We start from the raw sequence: 19512 nt of genomic DNA on the forward strand, positions 1-19512 counted from the left end.
CATGAAGCAAAAACTACTTACTGATAAAGAAATTCGTGTTGTTGAGATGTTACGAAATGAAAATTTTGAGAGCTTAAAGGTTCTAAAGCGAAATGGTAAAATAGACATCATAGAAGGCATCGAAAAGATTAAGGATACTAAAAAAATCGTTGACCTTCTAAAACAATATGAATTTCAGAATTTAGAAATAAAACAAAATGACGGGCGTATTGTACATATTAATCGTACTGTTCGAGAAAAACAATAAATTAAAAAGACCTATAGTGTCATGAGTACAGTTTCTGTAGTGACTAACTTTATATTAGAGCTACGGATAACCAACTCCTAAGTGTCAAAATCATTAGCACAAGTAAAAGCCAATAGTAATTTTAATGCTACTTGGTTGAAGAAATTTAAAGGATTCGAAAATTATAGCGATAAGCAAGCTGAAGAAACGGTAAAAGTTCTCCAAGAACTAGCAGCAATTGCTTGTCGCCATATTCAAAATACAAGTTAATAATGTCTGATTTATCAATATTTAATCAATTTGCAAAGAAATCTAATACTCCACAACTAAAAACGGATGGTAAAGCGGTAATCTATACACGTGTTTCTACCAAAGAACAAGCTGAAAATAATGCCAGTCTTGAGACTCAGCTTAAATACTGCAAGGAATGTGCTTCTAAAAAGGGATTAGAAGTCATAGAATACTTTGGAGGGACTTACGAATCCGCTAAAAGTGATGAGCGTAAAGAATTTCAAAAAATGCTTTCTTATGTAAAGCGTAGAAAGAATATCGGTTATATCATTGTTTATTCTTACGACCGTTTTTCAAGAACAGGTGCTAATGGAGCTTACATTAGCGATCAGCTTAAAAAACAAGGAATAGTTACGATTTCAGCAACCCAAGAAGTAGATACATCTACAAGTGCTGGGTCTTTTCAACAGAATCTATACTATATGTTTTCTCAATTCGATAATGAATTAAGAAGGGATAAGTCTGTATCAGGTATGAAAGAAAAGCTTAGAAAAGGATATTGGGTTGGCGGATTCCCTTTCGGATATTCCAACAGAAACCCTGGTAAAGGAAAGAACCCTGATCTTTATATCAACGAAAAAGGAAAGCTTTTAAAACAAGCATTTGTCTGGAAGGCTGAACTAAATATGTCTCATGTAGAAATAGCAAAAAAACTTCAAGCAAAAGGGGTAAAAACCAACGATAAAAGAATTAGTGATATGTTTAGAAACCCTTTTTACTGTGGATTAATAGTAAATTCATTGATACCAGGGGAAGTTATTGAAGGGAAGCATCCTCCACTCATCACTAGGGAAATGTTCTTAAAAATTCATAATTTGTTAGAAGTAGGAGAAGAACCTAGAGCTTATAGTATGGATGATGAAAACCTTCCACTTAAGATCTTTTTACGATCAACAACATGTGGAACTCCCCTTACTGGATATATCGTCAAGAAAAAGAATCTTTACTACTATAAAAATAGGCGAAAAGGCAGTCGTGAAAATAAAAGTGCAAAAAAATTACACTTACAGTTTGAAAGCTTGTTGAGTCAATATACTATTCAAGACAAAAAATATATAGCGCCTTTAAAGGAGATCATCTACAAAGCATTTGTAGATATGAATAAAGAGCGAATCAGAGAAAATGAAATTGTAGTAAAAGCAATTAAAGAGATTGATAAAAAACTAGACCGATTAGAAGAAAGATTCGTTTTTGAAGAAATTAATAGTGACCAATACAAAAGATTCAAAGGTAGACTCGAATCTGAAAAGGTTGAAAAAGAAAATTTATTATCATCTTCTGAGTTTAATAGTTCGAACCTTAAAAAAGCAATAGAAAGAGCTTTAAAAATAGCTCTTAACCTACCTAAAATGTGGAGTTTAGGAGATATTGAAACCAAAAGAAAAATTCAATATATGCTATTTCCTGAAGGTTTGGGGTATGACTTCGAAAACGACCGAGTTCGAACTTTTCGAGTAAACTCAATTTTCAACGTAATCAGCAGTATTTCAGACAAAAAAGAGTCAAAAAAAAAGCGAAATCAACACTATAAAAGTGAAGATTCCGCTTTGGTGACCGCGGAGGGATTCGAACCCCCAACCCTCAGAGCCGAAATCTGATATTCTATCCAGTTGAACTACGCAGCCATTATGTTGTTAGTTGTTAGTTGTTAGTTGTTAGTTGTTAGTTGTTAGTTGTTAGTTGTTAGTTAGATGGCAACAAATCCTTTATTTTTTTATTGCTTTATAATTTAACTTTTTCTAATAAATTACAAACTACTTAGTGTTAATCAAACACACAACATACAACCGACAACTCTCAACCAATAGTAACTACGATGATAATTTCGCTTTTACTATGGTAGAAATAGTTTTCCCATCGGCTTTTCCCGCTAGTTTCCCTGAAACTTGCCCCATTACTTTACCCATATCTTTCATCCCTTCTGCTCCTGTAGCGGCTATTACTTCTGCTACTACTTTGGCAACTTCTTCTTCACTTAATTGAGCCGGTAAAAATTTAGCGATTACTTCGGCTTGAGCCAATTCTGGTTCTGCTAAATCATTTCTGCCTTGTTCTGTAAAAATAACAGCACTATCCTTACGTTGTTTTACTAACTTCTGTAAAATTTTTAATTCTTGATCTTCGGTTAATTCTTCCTTAGACCCTGTTTCTGTTTGTGCTAATAAAATAGCTGACTTTACTGCTCGTAATGAAGCTAAAGCATTTTGATCTTTCGCTTTCATAGCCTCTTTCATGGCAGTCATGATATCTTTTGATAAACTCATTTTATTTAAGTATTAAGTAGCCAGTACAAAGTACGTAGACTTTTCTCTTTATTAATTAATTGAAACCGAAGCTAACACCCCCAATGAAGGAAGTCTAATCTACATTGTCATGAAGAAATGAATTATTTCTTCTTAATTGTAAATCATCATTGCTATCGGTACTTAGTGTGGTTCGTGAAACTACACTGCCATCTTTATTTTTATCTAAATCCAAGCCTGCTCTTTTATACGCAGGTTGTCTTTCAATATCATCAATATTGGAAGCGCTTGATCTAAATTTATAATTAAAATCTTTCATATGAGCACGACGCTCGGAGGCTCTTGATCGTAATACTTCCGATATCGGTAAATCCAATGGATCTCCCGTTTCATCAATACTAGTTTCTGGAGTCAAAGGTGCTACAGTTTTCTTTTCAAAAGTAATTTCACTTTCTTCCTCTTTAGCTACAGCTACTTCCTCGGGTTCTTCTTCCAATTGATAACGTACTACTTGAGGTTCTTTATTCACTTCAGCAACTACTACTGGAGCAACTTCAAGCTCTTCTTTTACTTCTACTTCAGCTGCTGCAGCGACAGGCTTTATTTCAATTTCATCATTAACCTCAATCGCTTTAGTCGATTCTGGTGTAGTTAAATCAAAAGTGAATGTCATCTGTTCATTCTCTTCTTCAAAAACAGGTTCCACCACCTCAACATCCTTTACCTCTATTTCATTAATGATTTCCTGTGTATTAATAATCACAAAATCATCATTCATTGCCTTTTCAGTAAATCCACTTACTTCTTCATGGTCTACTACATCTAAGTTTTTTATAAACTCTGTTGAAGGCATTAACAAGCTTTCTTTAATTGGAGTTTCTTCTATTTCTTCAAAAAGATCGTGTACAATTATTTCAGGCTTCTTTTCCTCTACTTCCTTAGGTGCTTCCACTACTTTTGGCTGCGTAGGTATGGTTGCTTCAGGAGTTACTTTTTGCGAAGGTAATTCTGCAGCACTTGTATTTACCGATGATAATTGTTGCTCTGCCTTTTGGTCTTCGCTCAGCGAATGAATAATTTTTCGCGTCTCTGTATTTACAATATCATCTTGCTGCTCTGCATCAAAACCTGTAGCTATTACGGTTACCGAAATAGAATCATCCAAACTTTCATCATCACCAACCCCCATAATAATGTTGGCTCCATATCCTGCTTCACTTTGAATATGATCATTGATCTCTCCTATTTCATCAATAGTAATTTCTTCTTTACCCGAAACAATTAAAAGTAATACATTTTTAGCTCCAGTTATCTTGTTATCATTTAATAATGGTGAATCTAAAGCTTTAACAATAGCATCATGAGCACGTTGCGCTCCCGAAGCATTAGCAGATCCCATAATTGCAGTTCCACTATTACTCAATACCGTTTTTGCATCGCGCAAGTCAATATTTTGAGTATAGTGATGTGTAATCACTTCTGCAATTCCTCTTGAAGCTGTTGCCAACACCTCATCAGCTTTAGAGAATCCTGCTTTAAATCCTAAATTTCCATATACTTCACGAAGTTTGTTATTATTAATAACAATAAGAGAATCTACTTCACTACGCAATTTTTCAACACCTGCTTGAGCTTGCTGATTACGCATACGGCCTTCGAACTGAAAAGGGACAGTTACAATACCTACGGTTAGTATATTAAGCTCACGAGCCATTTTTGCAATAATAGGAGCTGCACCAGTTCCGGTACCTCCACCCATACCAGCTGTAATAAATACCATTTTAGTATTTACCCCTAACATGCTTACAATATCCTCATAACTTTCTAGAGCAGCTTGCTCACCAATTTCAGGATTAGCTCCTGCACCCAAACCTTCGGTTAAGGATACCCCTAACTGAATTTTATTTGGAATACCACTATTCTCTAATGCTTGAGAATCTGTATTACAAATGACAAAGTCTACCCCTTTAATTCCTTGTTGAAACATGTGGTTAATGGCATTACTACCACCACCTCCAACACCAATCACTTTTATCACATTGGATTGATTTTTTGGCATGTCAAAAGAAATGTTTGCTAACCCATCTTGAGTATTCATATTTTTTCTTTTTGTGTTGTGATCCTCTTTGAAAACTTCAAATCAGATATTATATATCCCTTTATTCTCTTTTACTACTTTGATCCTGTAACAGATCTACAGTTTACTTGAACAACAACTTGTTTTATTCTGCGTTGTCCAAAAACTCTTTAAATTTATCCGCCCAACGTTCCAACATTCCTTTTTTAGGCGCCGAAATTGGTCTGGACTGTACTGGAGGGGCTTCATTTTCCGGCTCATCTATAAATTCTTCCGGTGCTACAGCTCCTTCTTTTTTAAGCTCCTCAGTAATAGTATTAATAGGTTGTGCTTCTTCTTCCAAACGTTTTTTGGCTTCCAAATTATCCATAACCAAACCAACAGCAGTCGCATATAAAGGACTTGTTGTTTCGGGATCACTATCACCTGCTAAATGCTCGTTTGGATATCCAATACGCGTATCCATTCCCGTAATATATTCCACTAACTGCTTTAAATGCTTTAGCTGTGCTCCTCCACCAGTTAAAACAATACCTGCTATAAGTTGCTTTTTGGTACTCTCATGTCCATAATTTTTTATTTCCTGAAATACCAATTCAATAATTTCAACTACACGCGCATGAATTATTTTTGATAAGTTTTTTAATGAAATCTCCTTTGGTTCGCGACCACGCAAACCTGGAATACTTACGATTTCATTATCCTTATTTTCACCAGGCCAAGCTGATCCAAATTTTACTTTTAATAATTCAGCCTGCTTTTCAATAATTGAGCAACCTTCTTTAATATCTTCGGTAACTACATTTCCTCCAAAAGGAATCACAGCTGTATGACGAATAATTCCATCTTTAAAAATGGCTAAATCAGTGGTTCCTCCACCTATATCAATTAAGGCTACACCCGCTTCTTTTTCTTCTTGACTTAATACCGCATTTGCAGAAGCTAAAGGCTCCAATGTTATTCCAGATAATTGTAATCCCGAACTTTTTACACAACGCCCAATATTACGAATGGAAGTAATTTGCCCCACAACTACATGGAAGTTAGCTTCTAACCGGCCTCCATACATTCCGATAGGCTCATTAATTTCAGCCTGCCCATCTACTTTATATTCTTGCGGAAGCACATGCAAAATTTCTTCCCCTGGTAGCATCACTAATTTATGTACTTGATTACACAAGTTCTCAATATCTGCACCATCAATTACCTCTTCCGAATCATTACGAACTATGTAATCACTATGCTGTAAACTGCGGATGTGTTGTCCTGCAATTCCAACAGTTGCATCTTCTATTTTAATTCCGGCAACACTCTCAGCCTCTTGAATAGCTTGTTGAATAGACTGAATGGTCTGCGTAATATTATTCACTACACCACGGTGCACACCCAAACTTTTGGACTTGCCAATACCTAAAACCTCCATTTTGCCATACTCATTGTAACGACCAACCATAGCTACTATTTTGGTTGTTCCAATGTCTAAGCCTACTGCAATATTCTGCTGTTCCATTATTAAATTTTTGTACAAATTACCTGATTTGTAATTCCCAGATTAACGAGTGCATACGAATCAAATAAATTGTCTTTTTGAGCCTTTGCATAAAATGCTTTAAGGTTTTTAAATTTTAGATCAAGTTGTGATACATCACCAATACGTATCAAAAAATCATGATTCCGAAGGCGTAAACTATAATCATCACCAGACAAGCAATTCACTCCTACTACTAATTTTTCTAAAAAATAATCTTCCTTAATTTTTTTTAAGAGTACTAATAAATTTGCTTTATGTTTTGGTGTAAAATAATACACCAATGGCACCCTCACCGAATTATTTTTTGATAACGGCATCAATTCACCGCTAACATCAATATATTTTGGTTGAGCACCGTAAATTCTTGCGATAGGCACACGCTGCTCTACCTGAGCACTAATACGCCCATTAACAGACATATAAACCTCGGCATTATCAACATAAACCTCATTTTTTATTAAGTCCTCCTTCTCCTTCAAAACTAAAGTTTCTTTTGTAGGAATACTATCATTTTTTACTTTTTGTATCAACAGTTTATTAACGAAATCTTCCGATAAAAAAAGTCGCTGATCGCCAATAAATTCCACTTTATCCTGTACTATTTTTCTTCGATTATTTCGTTTTTCGGCAAACGCAAATAGTAACATTAAGATCCCTAATGCAAGTACAATTCCTATATTGTATTTGATCTTTTTCATGCTAATAGCGCTTCTTTAATTTTTGAAACCTCAGCCCCAATATCACCTGCCCCAATAGTAACAATCACTTCGGCATCGCTTTGTTTAACCAAATCAATTAATGCTTTTTTAGAAACTAAACTTTTGTTTTTATTAGCAACTAGTGACAATAACCATTCCGAAGTTACCCCCTCCATAGGCAATTCCCTCGCCGGATAAATATCCAACAACAACAACTCATCAAACAGACTCAAACTTGTTCCAAACTCTTCTGCAAAGTCCTTTGTTCTACTAAACAAATGAGGCTGAAAAATGGCTAAAACTTTTTTATTCGGATGCATTTGCCTCACTGCCTGATGTAGCGCCTTTATTTCGGTTGGATGATGCGCATAATCATCAATATACACCAAATCAGATGTTTTTATTTGATAACTAAAACGACGTTGCACCCCCTTAAACGTTAATAAAGCCTTTGCTAACTTTTCGGCCGGGGAACCGTATTTTAAAGCCATAGCAAAGGCTGTAATTGCATTCAGCAGGTTATGAAAACCTGGTAGGCTTACATGCAAATTTTTTATAAGTTGCTCTGGTGTTTTTAAATCAAACACATAGCTTCCATTATCTATTTTTATATTTTGTGCCACATAATCCGCATCGGTATCAATCCCTATAGTAACTCCTTGCATAGGCAAGCCTTTTACTACAAATAATTCATTTTTTGTTAGAGCTGCAAAAGCATTAAAAGAATCTGTTAAAGCCTCATGCGCTCCATAAATATCTAAATGATCAGCATCCATTGAGGTAATAGCAGAAATATTGGGAAATAACTGCAAAAATGAACGATCAAATTCATCTGCCTCAACCACCACAACTTCATTTCCGCTACTTATATAATTCGAATTATAGTTTTCACTTATACCGCCTAAAAAAGCGGTTACTTTTTCACCCGATGCGTATAACAAATGAGCCAATATACTCGAAGTTGTCGTTTTTCCATGTGTACCTGCCACCGCTAGTGTAAACGTATCCTTCGTAATAAAACCTAGCACTTTAGCTCGTTTGTGCACCTCAAAATTATGGTCTTGAAAATACACCAATTGTTTATGTGTCGCTGGAACTGCCGGCGTATATACAACCAATGTGTTTTTTGCATTTAAAAAATTTTGAGGAATTTCTGCAACAGCATCATTAAAAGTTATATCCACTCCCAAATCAACTAAAGCCTTTGTAATAGCTGTTGGTGTTTTATCATATCCCGCTACTTGTTTACCCACACTTACAAAATAACGTGCAATGGCACTCATACCAATACCTCCGACACCGATAAAATAAACGTTTTCTATGTATTCTAAACCTCTCAACTAACCTATTCCTTAATTAATTTTTCAATTTCATTTACTATGTGTGCTGTAGCCTCTGGTTTGGACAGCTTTTTAAAATTTGAACTCAAATTTTCAATAAGTGCTTTATCATGTAATAATGCTAATATTTGAGCATCAAATTTTGCTTCAAATTCCGATTGTTTAATCATACATGCTGCATTTGCCTTAACTACAGCTTCGGCATTTTTAGTTTGATGATCTTCTGCCACATAAGGCGACGGAATAAACAATACAGGTTTCCCTACTATAGCTAATTCCGAAACAGAGCTTGCCCCCGCCCTTGAAACAATACAATCAGCCATTCCGTAGGCTAAATCCATACGATCTATATAAGCTACAATCTTTATGTGTGCTGTAGCTAAATGTTTAAACCTTTCATAATACAATTGGCCACATTGCCACAATACTTGTACATTATTTTCTTTAAAAAAAGCAATTCTCGAAGCTACCAACTCATTAATCGCTTTAGCGCCTAAACTTCCTCCAAGGACCAAAATCGTTTTCACCCCTTCATTTAATTCAAAATAATTAAATGCTTCCGCAGAAGAAATATCCTTGTTTAATATATCTTGACGTACTGGGTTTCCTGTTTGTACTAATTTTTCTGCAGGAAAAAATCGCTCTAAATCAGGATAGGCTACGCATATTTTTTTAGCATTACCTGCCAACCACTTATTGGTAATTCCTGGAAACGAATTTTGTTCCTGAATTAATGTCGGCACCTGCATCCAACCAGCCATTTTTAACAAAGCAGCACTTGCATACCCACCTGTCCCAATAGCTATTGTTGGCTTTTGTTTTTTTATAATTTTATACGACTTCCATAAACTACTCACTAACTTAAATGGCAATAATAGATTTTTGGTCGATAATTTTCGTTGTATTCCGCTTATCCACAGCCCTTCTATTTCATAACCTGCTTTGGGTACCTTTTGCATCTCCATACGATCACTTGCCCCAACAAACAAAAAATTGGCCTCCGGATACTTTTGTTTTAAAGCATCGGCAATGGCAATGGCAGGGTAAATATGCCCTCCAGTACCTCCTCCTGATATCACAAATGACAACTGCCTCATATAGTTTCGCTTAAAATATCCAACGGATTCGCTTCACTTTCTTCTTTCTCTTTTGGTGTCGATTTTACACTTACACTAATCACAATACCCAAAGCTAAGCAGGTCATCCAAATAGATGTCCCTCCACTACTTACCAAAGGCAAGGTTTGTCCCGTTACTGGAAATAACTCAACTGCCACGGCCATATTAATAAGCGCCTGAAAAACAATAGGCAAACCAACCCCCAACACTAATAACTTCCCAAAAACATCTTCACATTTATGCGAAATAATAATTAATCGAGCCAGTACTAATAGATAAGCAAACATAATCCCTACAGCCCCTAACAAACCAAACTCTTCCACTACTATCGCATAAATAAAATCTGAAGATGACTGCGGTAAAAAGTTTTTTTGTACACTTTTTCCTGGTCCCTGACCTATTAAACCACCAGTAGCAATAGCAATTTTAGCTCGCTCTATTTGATAATTATCTTTTTGATTTTCACTATCGTCTAAAAAATTCTCAATACGACTAGTCCATGTATCTACCCTATTGGAAAATGCTCCCGGAAATGCCTTTGCCGCTAATATAAATAGCGTTAAAAACAATAAACCTGTAGCAAAAATAATAGCCAAATACTTTAACGGATAGCCACCTATAAACACCAACATTATCACCATAGAAAAAATAATAGCAGCCGTTGAAAAATTGGCAGGGAAAATACAAGCAACCACCAACATTACTGGCAACCACCAAATACAAGCAACCACCAACATTACTGGCAACCACAATGGCACCAATGTCTCTTTAAATGTATAGGCTTTTGATGCTATTTTTGCCAAATACCGTGCGACAAAACTAAGCAACACCACCGACGCCAATGTCGAAGTTTGAAAAGTAACTCCAACTACAGGAATTCGTATCCATCGACTTGCATTAGCCCCCCCAATTGTGGTTCCCTGTGCAATAGTTACAACCAATAAAACTACCGCAATAGGCAACATAATCATAGAAAGCCCTTTAAAATAGTTGTATGGAATTTTATGTACTCCATATACTATTAAAAAACCTAAACCTAAATGCACCGCATGTTTAATTAAATACTTAAACGTATTTCCATCCCCATACAAATAAGCTAAATTACTGCTCGCACTATACACAGGCATAAATGAGAATAGTGCCAATAGACCTGCAATAGCCCAAAGCACTTTATCTCCCTGTATATTTAATAAGGCTTGTTTCATTTATTACAACTTATGTACTGCAGTTTTAAACTGATCTCCACGATCTTCATAATTTTTAAACAAGTCAAAACTTGCACAACATGGCGATAATAATACCGTATCATTACGCTCACCTAAAGCATATGCAATTTTAACAGCCTCTTGCATAGATTGCGTTTCCACAATGGTATCTACACAATTTTCAAATGAGGCCACAATACGACTATTGTCCACTCCTAAGCAAATAATTGCTTTCACTTTTTCATTAACAAGTTTATACAATTCGCTGTAATCATTCCCTTTATCCACTCCACCAACAATCCATACTACTGGTGTTTTAACAGCTTCCAATGCAAAATATGTAGCATTCACATTAGTTGCCTTGGAATCATTAATGTACTGCACATTATTGATTTTCAATACCATTTCTAATCGATGCTCCACTCCTTGAAAATTTGTTAAACTTTCACGAATTGTTTGTTTTCGTATACCAATTAATCTAGCTGACATTGCTGCCGCCATTGCATTTTTGGTATTGTGTCTTCCTTTTAAAGAAAGACTACTTTCTGATATGATAATATCTTGTTCGTTGTTCATACTTATTACGATATGGTTGTTTTTTATAAATACCCCTTGCTCCAATTCTTTTTCCAATGAAAAAGGAAAACATTGCGCTTTAGGCTTATGCTTTTTTAAATAATTTTGAATGTCCTTATCATCTGCATCATAAATGAAATAATCATTATGAGTTTGATTTTTTATTAATCTAAATTTTGCCGCGATATACTTATCATAGCTGTACTCATAGCGATCTAAATGATCTGGAGACAAATTAGTTAGTATGGCGATTTTTGGACAAAAATCTTCCACTCCATCTAACTGAAAACTACTCAACTCTAACACAAATGTGTTCGTCTGATCATCCAATACCGCCTTAGCAAAACTATCTCCGATATTTCCCGCCATGGTAACCCCTTCCATTCCCGAAGAAAGCACATGACCCGTAAGCATGGTAGTCGTCGTTTTTCCATTGCTTCCTGTTATACCGACAACAGACGCTTTAGTATATTTTACAGCAAATTCAATTTCAGAAATTACCGGAATCCTCTTTGACACTATTTTTTTAACTATAGGTACTGCATCTGGAATCCCAGGGCTTTTTACCACTACATCGGCATTTAAAATCAATGCTTCAGTATGCTGTTCTTCTTCAAAAGCTAATCCAGCTTCAGCTAAAATTGAAGTATACTTATCTGTTATTTTCCCAAAATCCGACACAAAAACATCATATCCTTTAGCCTTAGCCAAAAGCGCAGTACCCACACCACTCTCTCCAGCACCAAGCACCACAAGTCTTTGTATGTTATTTTGGTTATTCATTATATAATTACCTAAGTTTAAGCGTTACTACAGTTAGAATTGCTAACAAAATGCCTACAATCCAAAAACGGGCTACAATTTTACTTTCGTGAATACCCTTCTTTTGATAGTGATGATGTAAAGGAGACATTAAAAACACCCGTTTACCCTCACCAAATTTCTTTTTTGTGTACTTAAAGTATGAAACCTGAATAATCACCGATAGTGTCTCCACAAAAAAGACTCCGCACAACAAAGGAATCAACAACTCCTTACGAACAGCAATAGCAATTACTGCTATTATTCCACCAATAGTTAAACTTCCTGTATCGCCCATAAACACCTGAGCTGGATACGTATTGTACCACAAAAACCCAACTAAAGCTCCCGTAAATGCCGCTATAAAAATGGTCATCTCACCCGTATGGGGTATGTACATCACATTCAAGTAATCGGAAAAAATAATATTCCCCGAAATCCACGCAAAAGCACCTAAAACAACAACCATAATTGCCGATGTACCTGCTGCCAAACCATCAATCCCATCCGTTAAATTTGCTCCATTTGACACTGCGGTAACAATAACAATCACTACCGGAATGAAAAATAGCCAAGCATATTTTTTTAAGCCTGGATTAATCCACTCCAACAGCTTTGCATATTCAAACTCATTATTTTTTAGAAAAGGAATGGTTGTTTTCGTTGATTTTGTTTCGGGTTTAAATTCAGACTCATTACTCCCAGTTGCTCTTATTTGCGCAATAACCTCCGGAGATTTTTCTTCTTTAATCGTTATATCCTTATGGAAATACATCACTAAACCAACAAAAATACCCAGTCCAACTTGACCTATAACTTTAAACTTTCCGGCAAGACCATCTTTATTTTTCTTTTTTATTTTTAAATAATCATCTGTAAAACCAATAGCTCCCATCCAAAGTGTGGTAACTACTAATAATATGATGTATATATTTTCGAGTTTCGCAAAAAGAAGCACTGGTATTAATGTGGCTAGAATAATTATAATTCCACCCATAGTCGGTGTCCCAGCTTTTTCTGTCTGCCCTTGCAAACCTAAGTCTCGTATACTTTCGCCCATCTGTTTTTTTTGTAAAAAAACAATGATTCGTTTTCCGTAGGTCACCGAAATCAACAGAGAAACTAATATGGCTAAAGCTGCTCTAAAACTTAAAAAGCCAAACAGACTTGCTCCCGGGAACTGAAAGTTCTGCTCTAAATAATCAAATAAATAGTATAACATTAGCCAATTAATTTTAAATAATTCTGCACCACTTCCATATCACTGAAAGCTGTTTTTTTTCCTTTTACATCCTGATAGTTTTCATGTCCTTTTCCTGCAATTAAAATAATATCATTAGGATTTGCCATGCTTACCGCAGTTTTAATAGCCTGCTTACGATCTTGGATTGTAAGTGTTTTTTTAAAATCTTGAGGTTGTACTCCCGCCTCCATGGCATTTAAAATATCTTGAGGTTCTTCAAAACGAGGATTATCATTGGTAAAAATGACTTTATCACTTAATTGTGCAGCAATTGATGCCATAATAGGTCTTTTCAATTGATCACGATCTCCTCCGCAACCAACCACGGTAATTAAGGTTTCATTACGTGTTCGTATTGAATTTACTGTATTCAATACATTTTTAAGCGCATCCGGTGTATGAGCAAAATCAACTATTGCTGTAATTTTTTGATCCGACACCACATATTCAAACCTCCCGTTCACACTTTCAAGATTACTCAGTAATTGTAAAATCTCTAAAGATTCCAAGCCAAGCATTTCTGCACAAGCATAAACCGACACCAAATTATAAGCATTAAAATCCCCTATGAGCTTACTCCAAAACTCCTTATCATTAATTTTTAAAAGCAAACCTTGAAAACTACTTTCCAACACATTGCCTCTATAATCTGCAAAAGACTTTAAAGCATAAGTGATTTTTTTTGCTTTTGTATTCTGAAGCATTATTGGACCATTTTTATCATCGGAATTTGTTAATGCAAAAGCCTTTTGAGACAATGAATCAAAAAAAGATTTTTTAACATCGCGGTACTCTTTAAATGTTTCATGGTAATCCAAATGATCATGCGACAAATTAGTAAACACACCTCCCACAAACTCTAAACCCAAGGTCCTTTTTTGATGAATTCCATGCGAACTCACCTCCATAAAACAATAAGTCACCCCGGCAGTAACCATATTGGCTAAATGCTTTTGTAATTGCAATGCATCGGGTGTAGTATGCGTTGCAGGAATTTCTTTATTATGAATGCACACTTTTACAGTAGAAATCAAACCTACTTTATAGCCTGCATTTTTAAACAATTGAAATAGTAAACTTGTTACTGTTGTTTTTCCATTAGTCCCTGTTACTCCAACTAATTTTAGCTTACTCGAAGGGTTTTCATAAAAATTACTCGCCATAACCGCCAACGCAACTTGCGAATCAGCTACTTTTATATAAGTAACACCATTGACAATATGTTCCGGAAAAACTTCACAAACAATTACCAAAGCACCTTGATCTATAGCTTTTTTTATAAATTGATGCCCATCGACTTGCACTCCACGAACGGCTACAAAAACATCATTTAACGCCACTAAACGCGAATCGAATTGCAATGAATTTACACTTACATGTGTATTCCCCATTACCGCCTCAATGGATACCTTATATAATATGTTAGTTAAACTACTCAAGATAAAATAATGCTAATATGTTTACGATTTCCTATTTTTTCTCCCTGCGGAATAGACTGCTCTTTTACTTTTCCTTCACCTGATACCTTTACATCTAATCCTAAATTTTCCAATAATGGCAACACATCCATTAATGTCATCCCTTTTACGTTCGGCATTATGGTTTTATACTTCTGCGAAAGCGTATAAAAATTAGTATAATCTGCTCCTGATTTTTCTACTGAAGCCAGACTCACTTGATCTACAATTGGTGTTGCCCTGTATATTTTTTCAGCAATTTTTTTGAACACTGGAGCCGCCACTACATTTCCATAGAAGCCCAATTCCTTTTTAGGCTCATGCACCACAACTATACATGAATACTTTGGCGCGTCTGCCGGAAAATAGCCTACAAAAGATGAAATGTATTGCAAATGCTTTTTCCCTTTTCCGTAATTTTTTTGACAAGTCCCCGTTTTCCCGGCAAAGGGCATATACTTTGACTTTATATTTTTGGCTGTACCGCGTTCCACTACATTTTCCATCATCGTTTTTACCATTCCAACCGTTTCTTTTGAACATAGCGCTGGATTAATCACCTCTTTCCCAAATTGTTCTTCGACCGCATCCCAAGCACGCACTTGTTTTATAAATTGTGGCTTTACCATTTCGCCATTATTGGCAATCGCATTATAAAATGTTAGTGTTTGTAAAGGCGTTAATGAAATTCCGTAGCCAAAGGCCATCCATGGCAATGTAGTACCGTACCAATCTTTATCACCTGGATAAGGAAATTTAGGATCTCCTTCCCCTTTAATTGGTAAGCCCAAAGGCTTGTTTAACCCCATATTATAAAAGCGATTTAATAACTTTTTAGGGTTACTCTTGTAATGCTTGTTAACAATTTTAGCAAAGGCTGTATTGGATGACAATTCAAATGCCTTTGCGGCAGTAATTTTTCCGTACCCACCCCAATGAGAATCATACACCGTGCGGTCATAAAATTTTACACGTCCATTTTCGGTATCTACCACATAACTTGAATCAATCGCCTTATCCTCCAATAAAGCCACCATTGACATCAATTTAAATGTTGATCCTGGCTCATGCGATTCCCCAACAGCATAATTTAGTCGCTCATAATATTTTCCTTTTGACGTACGTGCTAAATTTGAAATTGCTTTAATATCGCCAGTTTTGGTTTCCATTACCACCACACACCCATGATGCGCTTCAAACTTTTCCAACTGCTCCAACAAGGCGTGATGTGCAATATCTTGTACATTTACATCAATTGCTGAAACCACATCATAACCATCTTGCGGTTCTACCTCATTGTTATCCGATACGGGTTTCCATTGCCCTTTTGATATCTTTTGCTTTAAACGTTTCCCTGCTTTACCTCGTAAATAAGGTCCATAAGCACCTTCGAGTCCAACTCTGGTATAATAGCCTTTTTCATCTTGACGCTCATAACCTACTGTTCGTTCTGCTATTTTCCCTATAGGATGTTCCCTTACAGTTCGTTGTTCTATAATTAATCCGCCTTTATTAGCTCCTAATTTTAAAATAGGGAAGTTTTTAACTCGCATATAACGCGAGTAGCCTACATTTCGACAAATTAATAAATACCTGTTTTTATTAGCTCTAGCCTTGTTAAAAAGCTTTGAATAATATGAAGTAGATTTCCCAAACTCCTTAGACATCGCCTTAGCTAGGTTTTGTATTTCTTTTTGAAAGGTTTCCTTTTTGACTGTTACCGCGTCAAATCGAATATTGTATTTAGGCACCGAAGTAGCCAGTAAATTATAATTAGCATCGTAAAGATTTCCTCGATTTGCAGGAATTACAAAATCTTTAAACACCCTCTTACGAGCTATTTCGCGATATTTATCTCCCTCAACAACCTGAATTTTAAACAAATTAAACAACACAAAACCTGCAAAAAGCAACAGACAACCTGCCACTAAATACGATCTGTTTGATATGTTTTTGATTGTTGTTTCCAATTTATTGCTAGCTTATTCCTTGACTACTAATTTTATTGGGGGTTCTTTTTTTAAGTCTACTCCTATTTCCTTGAGCCTCTTTTTTATTTGTGACTCCATTTTTAATTTCATTAACCTCGATCTTCCATCCACAAATCGGGTCCGATACTCTTTTACTTCATTATTCTTTTTAGCAATCTCATGAATTTTCCGTTCCGCACTATGTGAACTCGCAATCATTATTAAAGCCAACAACGACAAAAACAAAAGCATGACCCAATTTTTTGCCGAATCATCCGACAATAAAAGCCTTCCTTTTAATATGTCATACAACTTATCCTTCATCCACTAATCTTCAATCCGCTCTGCTATTCTTAGCTTAGCACTTCGTGCTCTATTATTTACAGCAATTTCATTTGCATCGGGTACAATAAGCCCACCTTTCTTTTTAAAAGGCACCGACATTTTTCCAAATAAATCCTTTTCAGGCTCTCCTTCAAAAAGACCATTTCTTATAAACCGTTTCACTAATCGATCTTCCAAAGAGTGATATGATATCAAACTTAATCTGCCACCTGGAGCTAATAATTCTTTTGTCTGCTCTAAAAATTCCTTTAACACAGCAATTTCCTGATTTACCTCAATACGAATTGCCTGATACACTTGTGCCAAAATTTTATGTTCCTTTCTTTTAATCATACAAGGCGCTAAAATTGCTTTTAACTGCTCACTTGTTTTTATGGGCGCTACCTCACGTGCCTCCACTATTAAACGAGCCATTTTTGCTGCGCTGCGCACCTCTCCATACTGCGACAATACTTGTTTTATTGCCAGCTCCTCGTAATTATTGATTACATCATTAGCTGAAAGTGTCGATGTTTGATCCATTCGCATATCCAATTCCGCCTCAAAACGAGTTGAAAAACCACGATCTGCCTCATCAAACTGATGTGATGACACACCAAAATCACCTAAAATTCCATCCACCTTTTTCACTCCATAAAAGCGCAAAAAACGCTTTATAAACCTAAAATTATGAGGCACTAATTGAAATCGATCATCATCTAGTGCATTTTTATGTGCATCCTGATCTTGATCAAAACCAAACAATTTCCCATTAGGTCCTAACCGAGACAATATCTCTTTTGAATGCCCTCCGCCACCAAAAGTAACATCGACATAAATCCCATCCGGCTTTATTGCTAAGCCATCAACAGTTTCATGTAACAACACTGGTATATGATACTTATTCTCCATCCATTACTATATCATCAAAACCCATTACCTCTTCAGCTAAATCTGCAAAATCATCTGCAGCTTCATCAATTGCTTTTTCGTAACGTGTTTTATCCCAAATTTCAATTATATTTATTGCCGAAGACAACACTAATTCTTTTTCTATTCCTGCAAAAGCCACCAAATCTTTAGGGATTAAAATTCGCCCTGTGGCATCTACCTCAATCTCCTTTACTCCTGCCGTAAAACGACGAATAAAATCATTATTCTTCTTTTTAAATCGATTCAGCTTATTCATTTTCTGCATCAGCTTATCCCATTCTTTCCTTGGATACAACTCCACACATGGCTGAAACACCGATCGCTTTAACACAAAACCTTCCGACAATACACTGTCCAACTGCTTTTTAAAGCCCGAAGGAAGCATCAATCGGCCTTTTGCATCCGCTTTACACTCGTATGTTCCAATTAAGTTTACCACTATTTATCTAGAATTAGTCAAAGATATTGAAAATATTACCACATTTTACCACATTATACCACATTGTTAATAAGTTTTACCACTCAACTAATCAAATCACAGCTTCCATCAAACCTCAACCCTAGCCTAAAAAGAAAAAAATCAGAAAAAAACATCACCGAAAAAAAGTAACAGAAGAACGAGAAGCAAATCTTAAAAAAAGAGTTCTTCAAAAAAATTCTGTTCCTGTTTGTTAAAATATTATATTTGCGTTTCAGTCATGCCAAAGCATTAATGAACGAAAACTTAATAAAAGAAGGAAAATTTATATACGCTAGTTCTGGTGAAGGAACACCTTTAGTTGTACTTCACGGACTTATGGGAGGTTTAAGTAATTTTGAAGGAATGTTCTCTCACTTCCCTCAACACGGATATCGTGTTATTATCCCTGAACTCCCTATTTATGAACTTCCATTGATTAAGACTAGTGTTAGTAATTTAGCCAAGTTTTTAAAGGAATTTTTAGATTATTTAGGATATACTAAGGTTACATTAGTAGGAAACTCACTTGGAGGACATATCGCCCTGGTGTTTCAAAAAATGTATCCCGAGTTTACTCAAGGATTAGTACTTACCGGAAGTTCGGGACTATACGAAAGCGGTATGGGAGAAAGTTACCCTAAACGTGGTGACTACGACTATATAAAGCAAAAAGCACAAGACGTATTTTATAAACCCGAAACTGCCACTAAAGAAATGGTTGACGAAGTTTACAATACGGTAAATGATCGTTACAAGTTAGTCAGAACCATAGCAATTGCAAAAAGTGCCATTAGACACAATATGGCTAAGGATTTACCAAAAATTAAAGCTCCAGCTTGTATTATTTGGGGAAAAAACGATATTGTGACTCCTCCAGATGTTGCTAGAGATTTTGAAAGACTTATCCCTAACTCAAGCCTTTATTGGATTGACGAATGTGGACACGCAGCTATGATGGAACATCCAGAAACATTTAACAAGTACCTACATGAATGGCTTGTTAAAGAAAATATTTAAAA

Annotated in this window: 18 protein-coding genes and 1 tRNA gene; 4 read left to right on the forward strand and 15 right to left on the reverse strand. The window is 35.7% G+C overall.

Annotated features, from left to right (window positions below):
• The first annotated feature begins 1 nt into the window (after position 1).
• The 3 genes from KQA_RS0209325 (at position 2) to KQA_RS19905 (ending at position 2115) form a co-directional block, all read left to right on the forward strand.
• Positions 2-247, forward strand: coding sequence for a hypothetical protein (locus tag KQA_RS0209325; protein WP_010180412.1), 246 nt, complete (start codon positions 2-4; stop codon positions 245-247).
• An 81-nt stretch (positions 248-328) separates the two neighbouring features.
• A complete protein-coding gene (locus KQA_RS20235) occupies positions 329-496 on the forward strand; it encodes a hypothetical protein (protein WP_157366636.1) in 168 nt (55 codons plus the stop codon).
• Positions 497-498: 2 nt separating this feature from the next.
• Positions 499-2115, forward strand: coding sequence for a recombinase family protein (locus KQA_RS19905; protein ID WP_010180414.1), 1617 nt, complete (start codon positions 499-501; stop codon positions 2113-2115).
• Here the strand turns inward: KQA_RS19905 and KQA_RS0209335 are convergent.
• From KQA_RS0209335 to mraZ, 15 genes are all read right to left on the reverse strand, one after another.
• Positions 2066-2142 (reverse strand) — tRNA-Arg (locus KQA_RS0209335). The two genes, KQA_RS19905 and KQA_RS0209335, sit on opposite strands and share 50 nt — an antisense overlap.
• A 186-nt stretch (positions 2143-2328) precedes the next feature.
• Complete coding sequence (locus KQA_RS0209340; RefSeq protein ID WP_010180416.1) at positions 2329-2781, reverse strand: GatB/YqeY domain-containing protein; 453 nt, start codon at positions 2779-2781, stop codon at positions 2329-2331.
• Positions 2782-2875: 94 nt separating this feature from the next.
• Positions 2876-4858 (reverse strand): cell division protein FtsZ, encoded by a 1983-nt coding sequence (gene ftsZ / locus KQA_RS0209345; RefSeq protein WP_010180418.1) that lies wholly within the window; start codon positions 4856-4858, stop codon positions 2876-2878.
• A gap of 124 nt (positions 4859-4982) precedes the next feature.
• A complete protein-coding gene (ftsA, locus tag KQA_RS0209350; protein ID WP_010180420.1) occupies positions 4983-6347 on the reverse strand; it encodes a cell division protein FtsA in 1365 nt (454 codons plus the stop codon).
• Between the two features lie 2 nt (positions 6348-6349).
• Complete coding sequence (locus KQA_RS0209355) at positions 6350-7066, reverse strand: cell division protein FtsQ/DivIB (RefSeq protein WP_010180422.1); 717 nt, start codon at positions 7064-7066, stop codon at positions 6350-6352.
• A complete protein-coding gene (gene murC / locus KQA_RS0209360; RefSeq protein ID WP_010180424.1) occupies positions 7063-8406 on the reverse strand; it encodes a UDP-N-acetylmuramate--L-alanine ligase in 1344 nt (447 codons plus the stop codon). Before murC ends, KQA_RS0209355 begins: the two co-directional genes overlap by 4 nt.
• Positions 8407-8411: 5 nt before the next feature.
• On the reverse strand, positions 8412-9503 hold the full coding sequence (gene murG, locus KQA_RS0209365) for an undecaprenyldiphospho-muramoylpentapeptide beta-N-acetylglucosaminyltransferase (RefSeq protein ID WP_010180426.1): 1092 nt from the start codon (positions 9501-9503) through the stop codon (positions 8412-8414).
• Positions 9500-10729 (reverse strand): FtsW/RodA/SpoVE family cell cycle protein, encoded by a 1230-nt coding sequence (locus tag KQA_RS0209370; protein WP_010180428.1) that lies wholly within the window; start codon positions 10727-10729, stop codon positions 9500-9502. Before KQA_RS0209370 ends, murG begins: the two co-directional genes overlap by 4 nt.
• A gap of 3 nt (positions 10730-10732) precedes the next feature.
• Positions 10733-12088, reverse strand: a complete 1356-nt coding sequence (murD, locus tag KQA_RS0209375) for a UDP-N-acetylmuramoyl-L-alanine--D-glutamate ligase (protein ID WP_010180430.1) — start codon at positions 12086-12088, stop codon at positions 10733-10735.
• Between the two features lie 7 nt (positions 12089-12095).
• Entirely contained in the window at positions 12096-13328 is a 1233-nt protein-coding gene (mraY, locus tag KQA_RS0209380) for a phospho-N-acetylmuramoyl-pentapeptide-transferase (protein ID WP_010180431.1), read from the reverse strand.
• Entirely contained in the window at positions 13328-14788 is a 1461-nt protein-coding gene (locus KQA_RS0209385) for a UDP-N-acetylmuramoyl-L-alanyl-D-glutamate--2,6-diaminopimelate ligase (protein ID WP_010180433.1), read from the reverse strand. The genes mraY and KQA_RS0209385 overlap by 1 nt, the downstream gene beginning before the upstream one ends.
• A complete protein-coding gene (locus tag KQA_RS0209390) occupies positions 14785-16776 on the reverse strand; it encodes a penicillin-binding protein (protein WP_029209541.1) in 1992 nt (663 codons plus the stop codon). The genes KQA_RS0209385 and KQA_RS0209390 overlap by 4 nt, the downstream gene beginning before the upstream one ends.
• Before the next feature lie 12 nt (positions 16777-16788).
• Positions 16789-17100, reverse strand: coding sequence for an FtsL-like putative cell division protein (locus tag KQA_RS0209395; protein ID WP_010180438.1), 312 nt, complete (start codon positions 17098-17100; stop codon positions 16789-16791).
• A gap of 3 nt (positions 17101-17103) precedes the next feature.
• A complete protein-coding gene (gene rsmH, locus KQA_RS0209400; protein ID WP_010180440.1) occupies positions 17104-18012 on the reverse strand; it encodes a 16S rRNA (cytosine(1402)-N(4))-methyltransferase RsmH in 909 nt (302 codons plus the stop codon).
• The gene (mraZ, locus tag KQA_RS0209405; RefSeq protein WP_010180442.1) at positions 18002-18472 is read right to left on the reverse strand and encodes a division/cell wall cluster transcriptional repressor MraZ; all 471 of its coding nucleotides are present in this window, start codon (positions 18470-18472) and stop codon (positions 18002-18004) included. The genes rsmH and mraZ overlap by 11 nt, the downstream gene beginning before the upstream one ends.
• A 273-nt stretch (positions 18473-18745) precedes the next feature.
• Between mraZ and KQA_RS0209410 the strand changes: the two genes are divergently transcribed.
• Positions 18746-19510 carry an alpha/beta fold hydrolase gene (locus tag KQA_RS0209410; protein WP_010180444.1) on the forward strand — a complete coding sequence of 255 codons (765 nt, stop codon included), beginning with the start codon at positions 18746-18748 and terminating at the stop codon, positions 19508-19510.
• The last annotated feature ends 2 nt before the right edge of the window (positions 19511-19512 follow it).

This window comes from Aquimarina agarilytica ZC1, from assembly GCF_000255455.1.
Taxonomy (GTDB): Bacteria; Bacteroidota; Bacteroidia; order Flavobacteriales; family Flavobacteriaceae; genus Aquimarina; species Aquimarina agarilytica.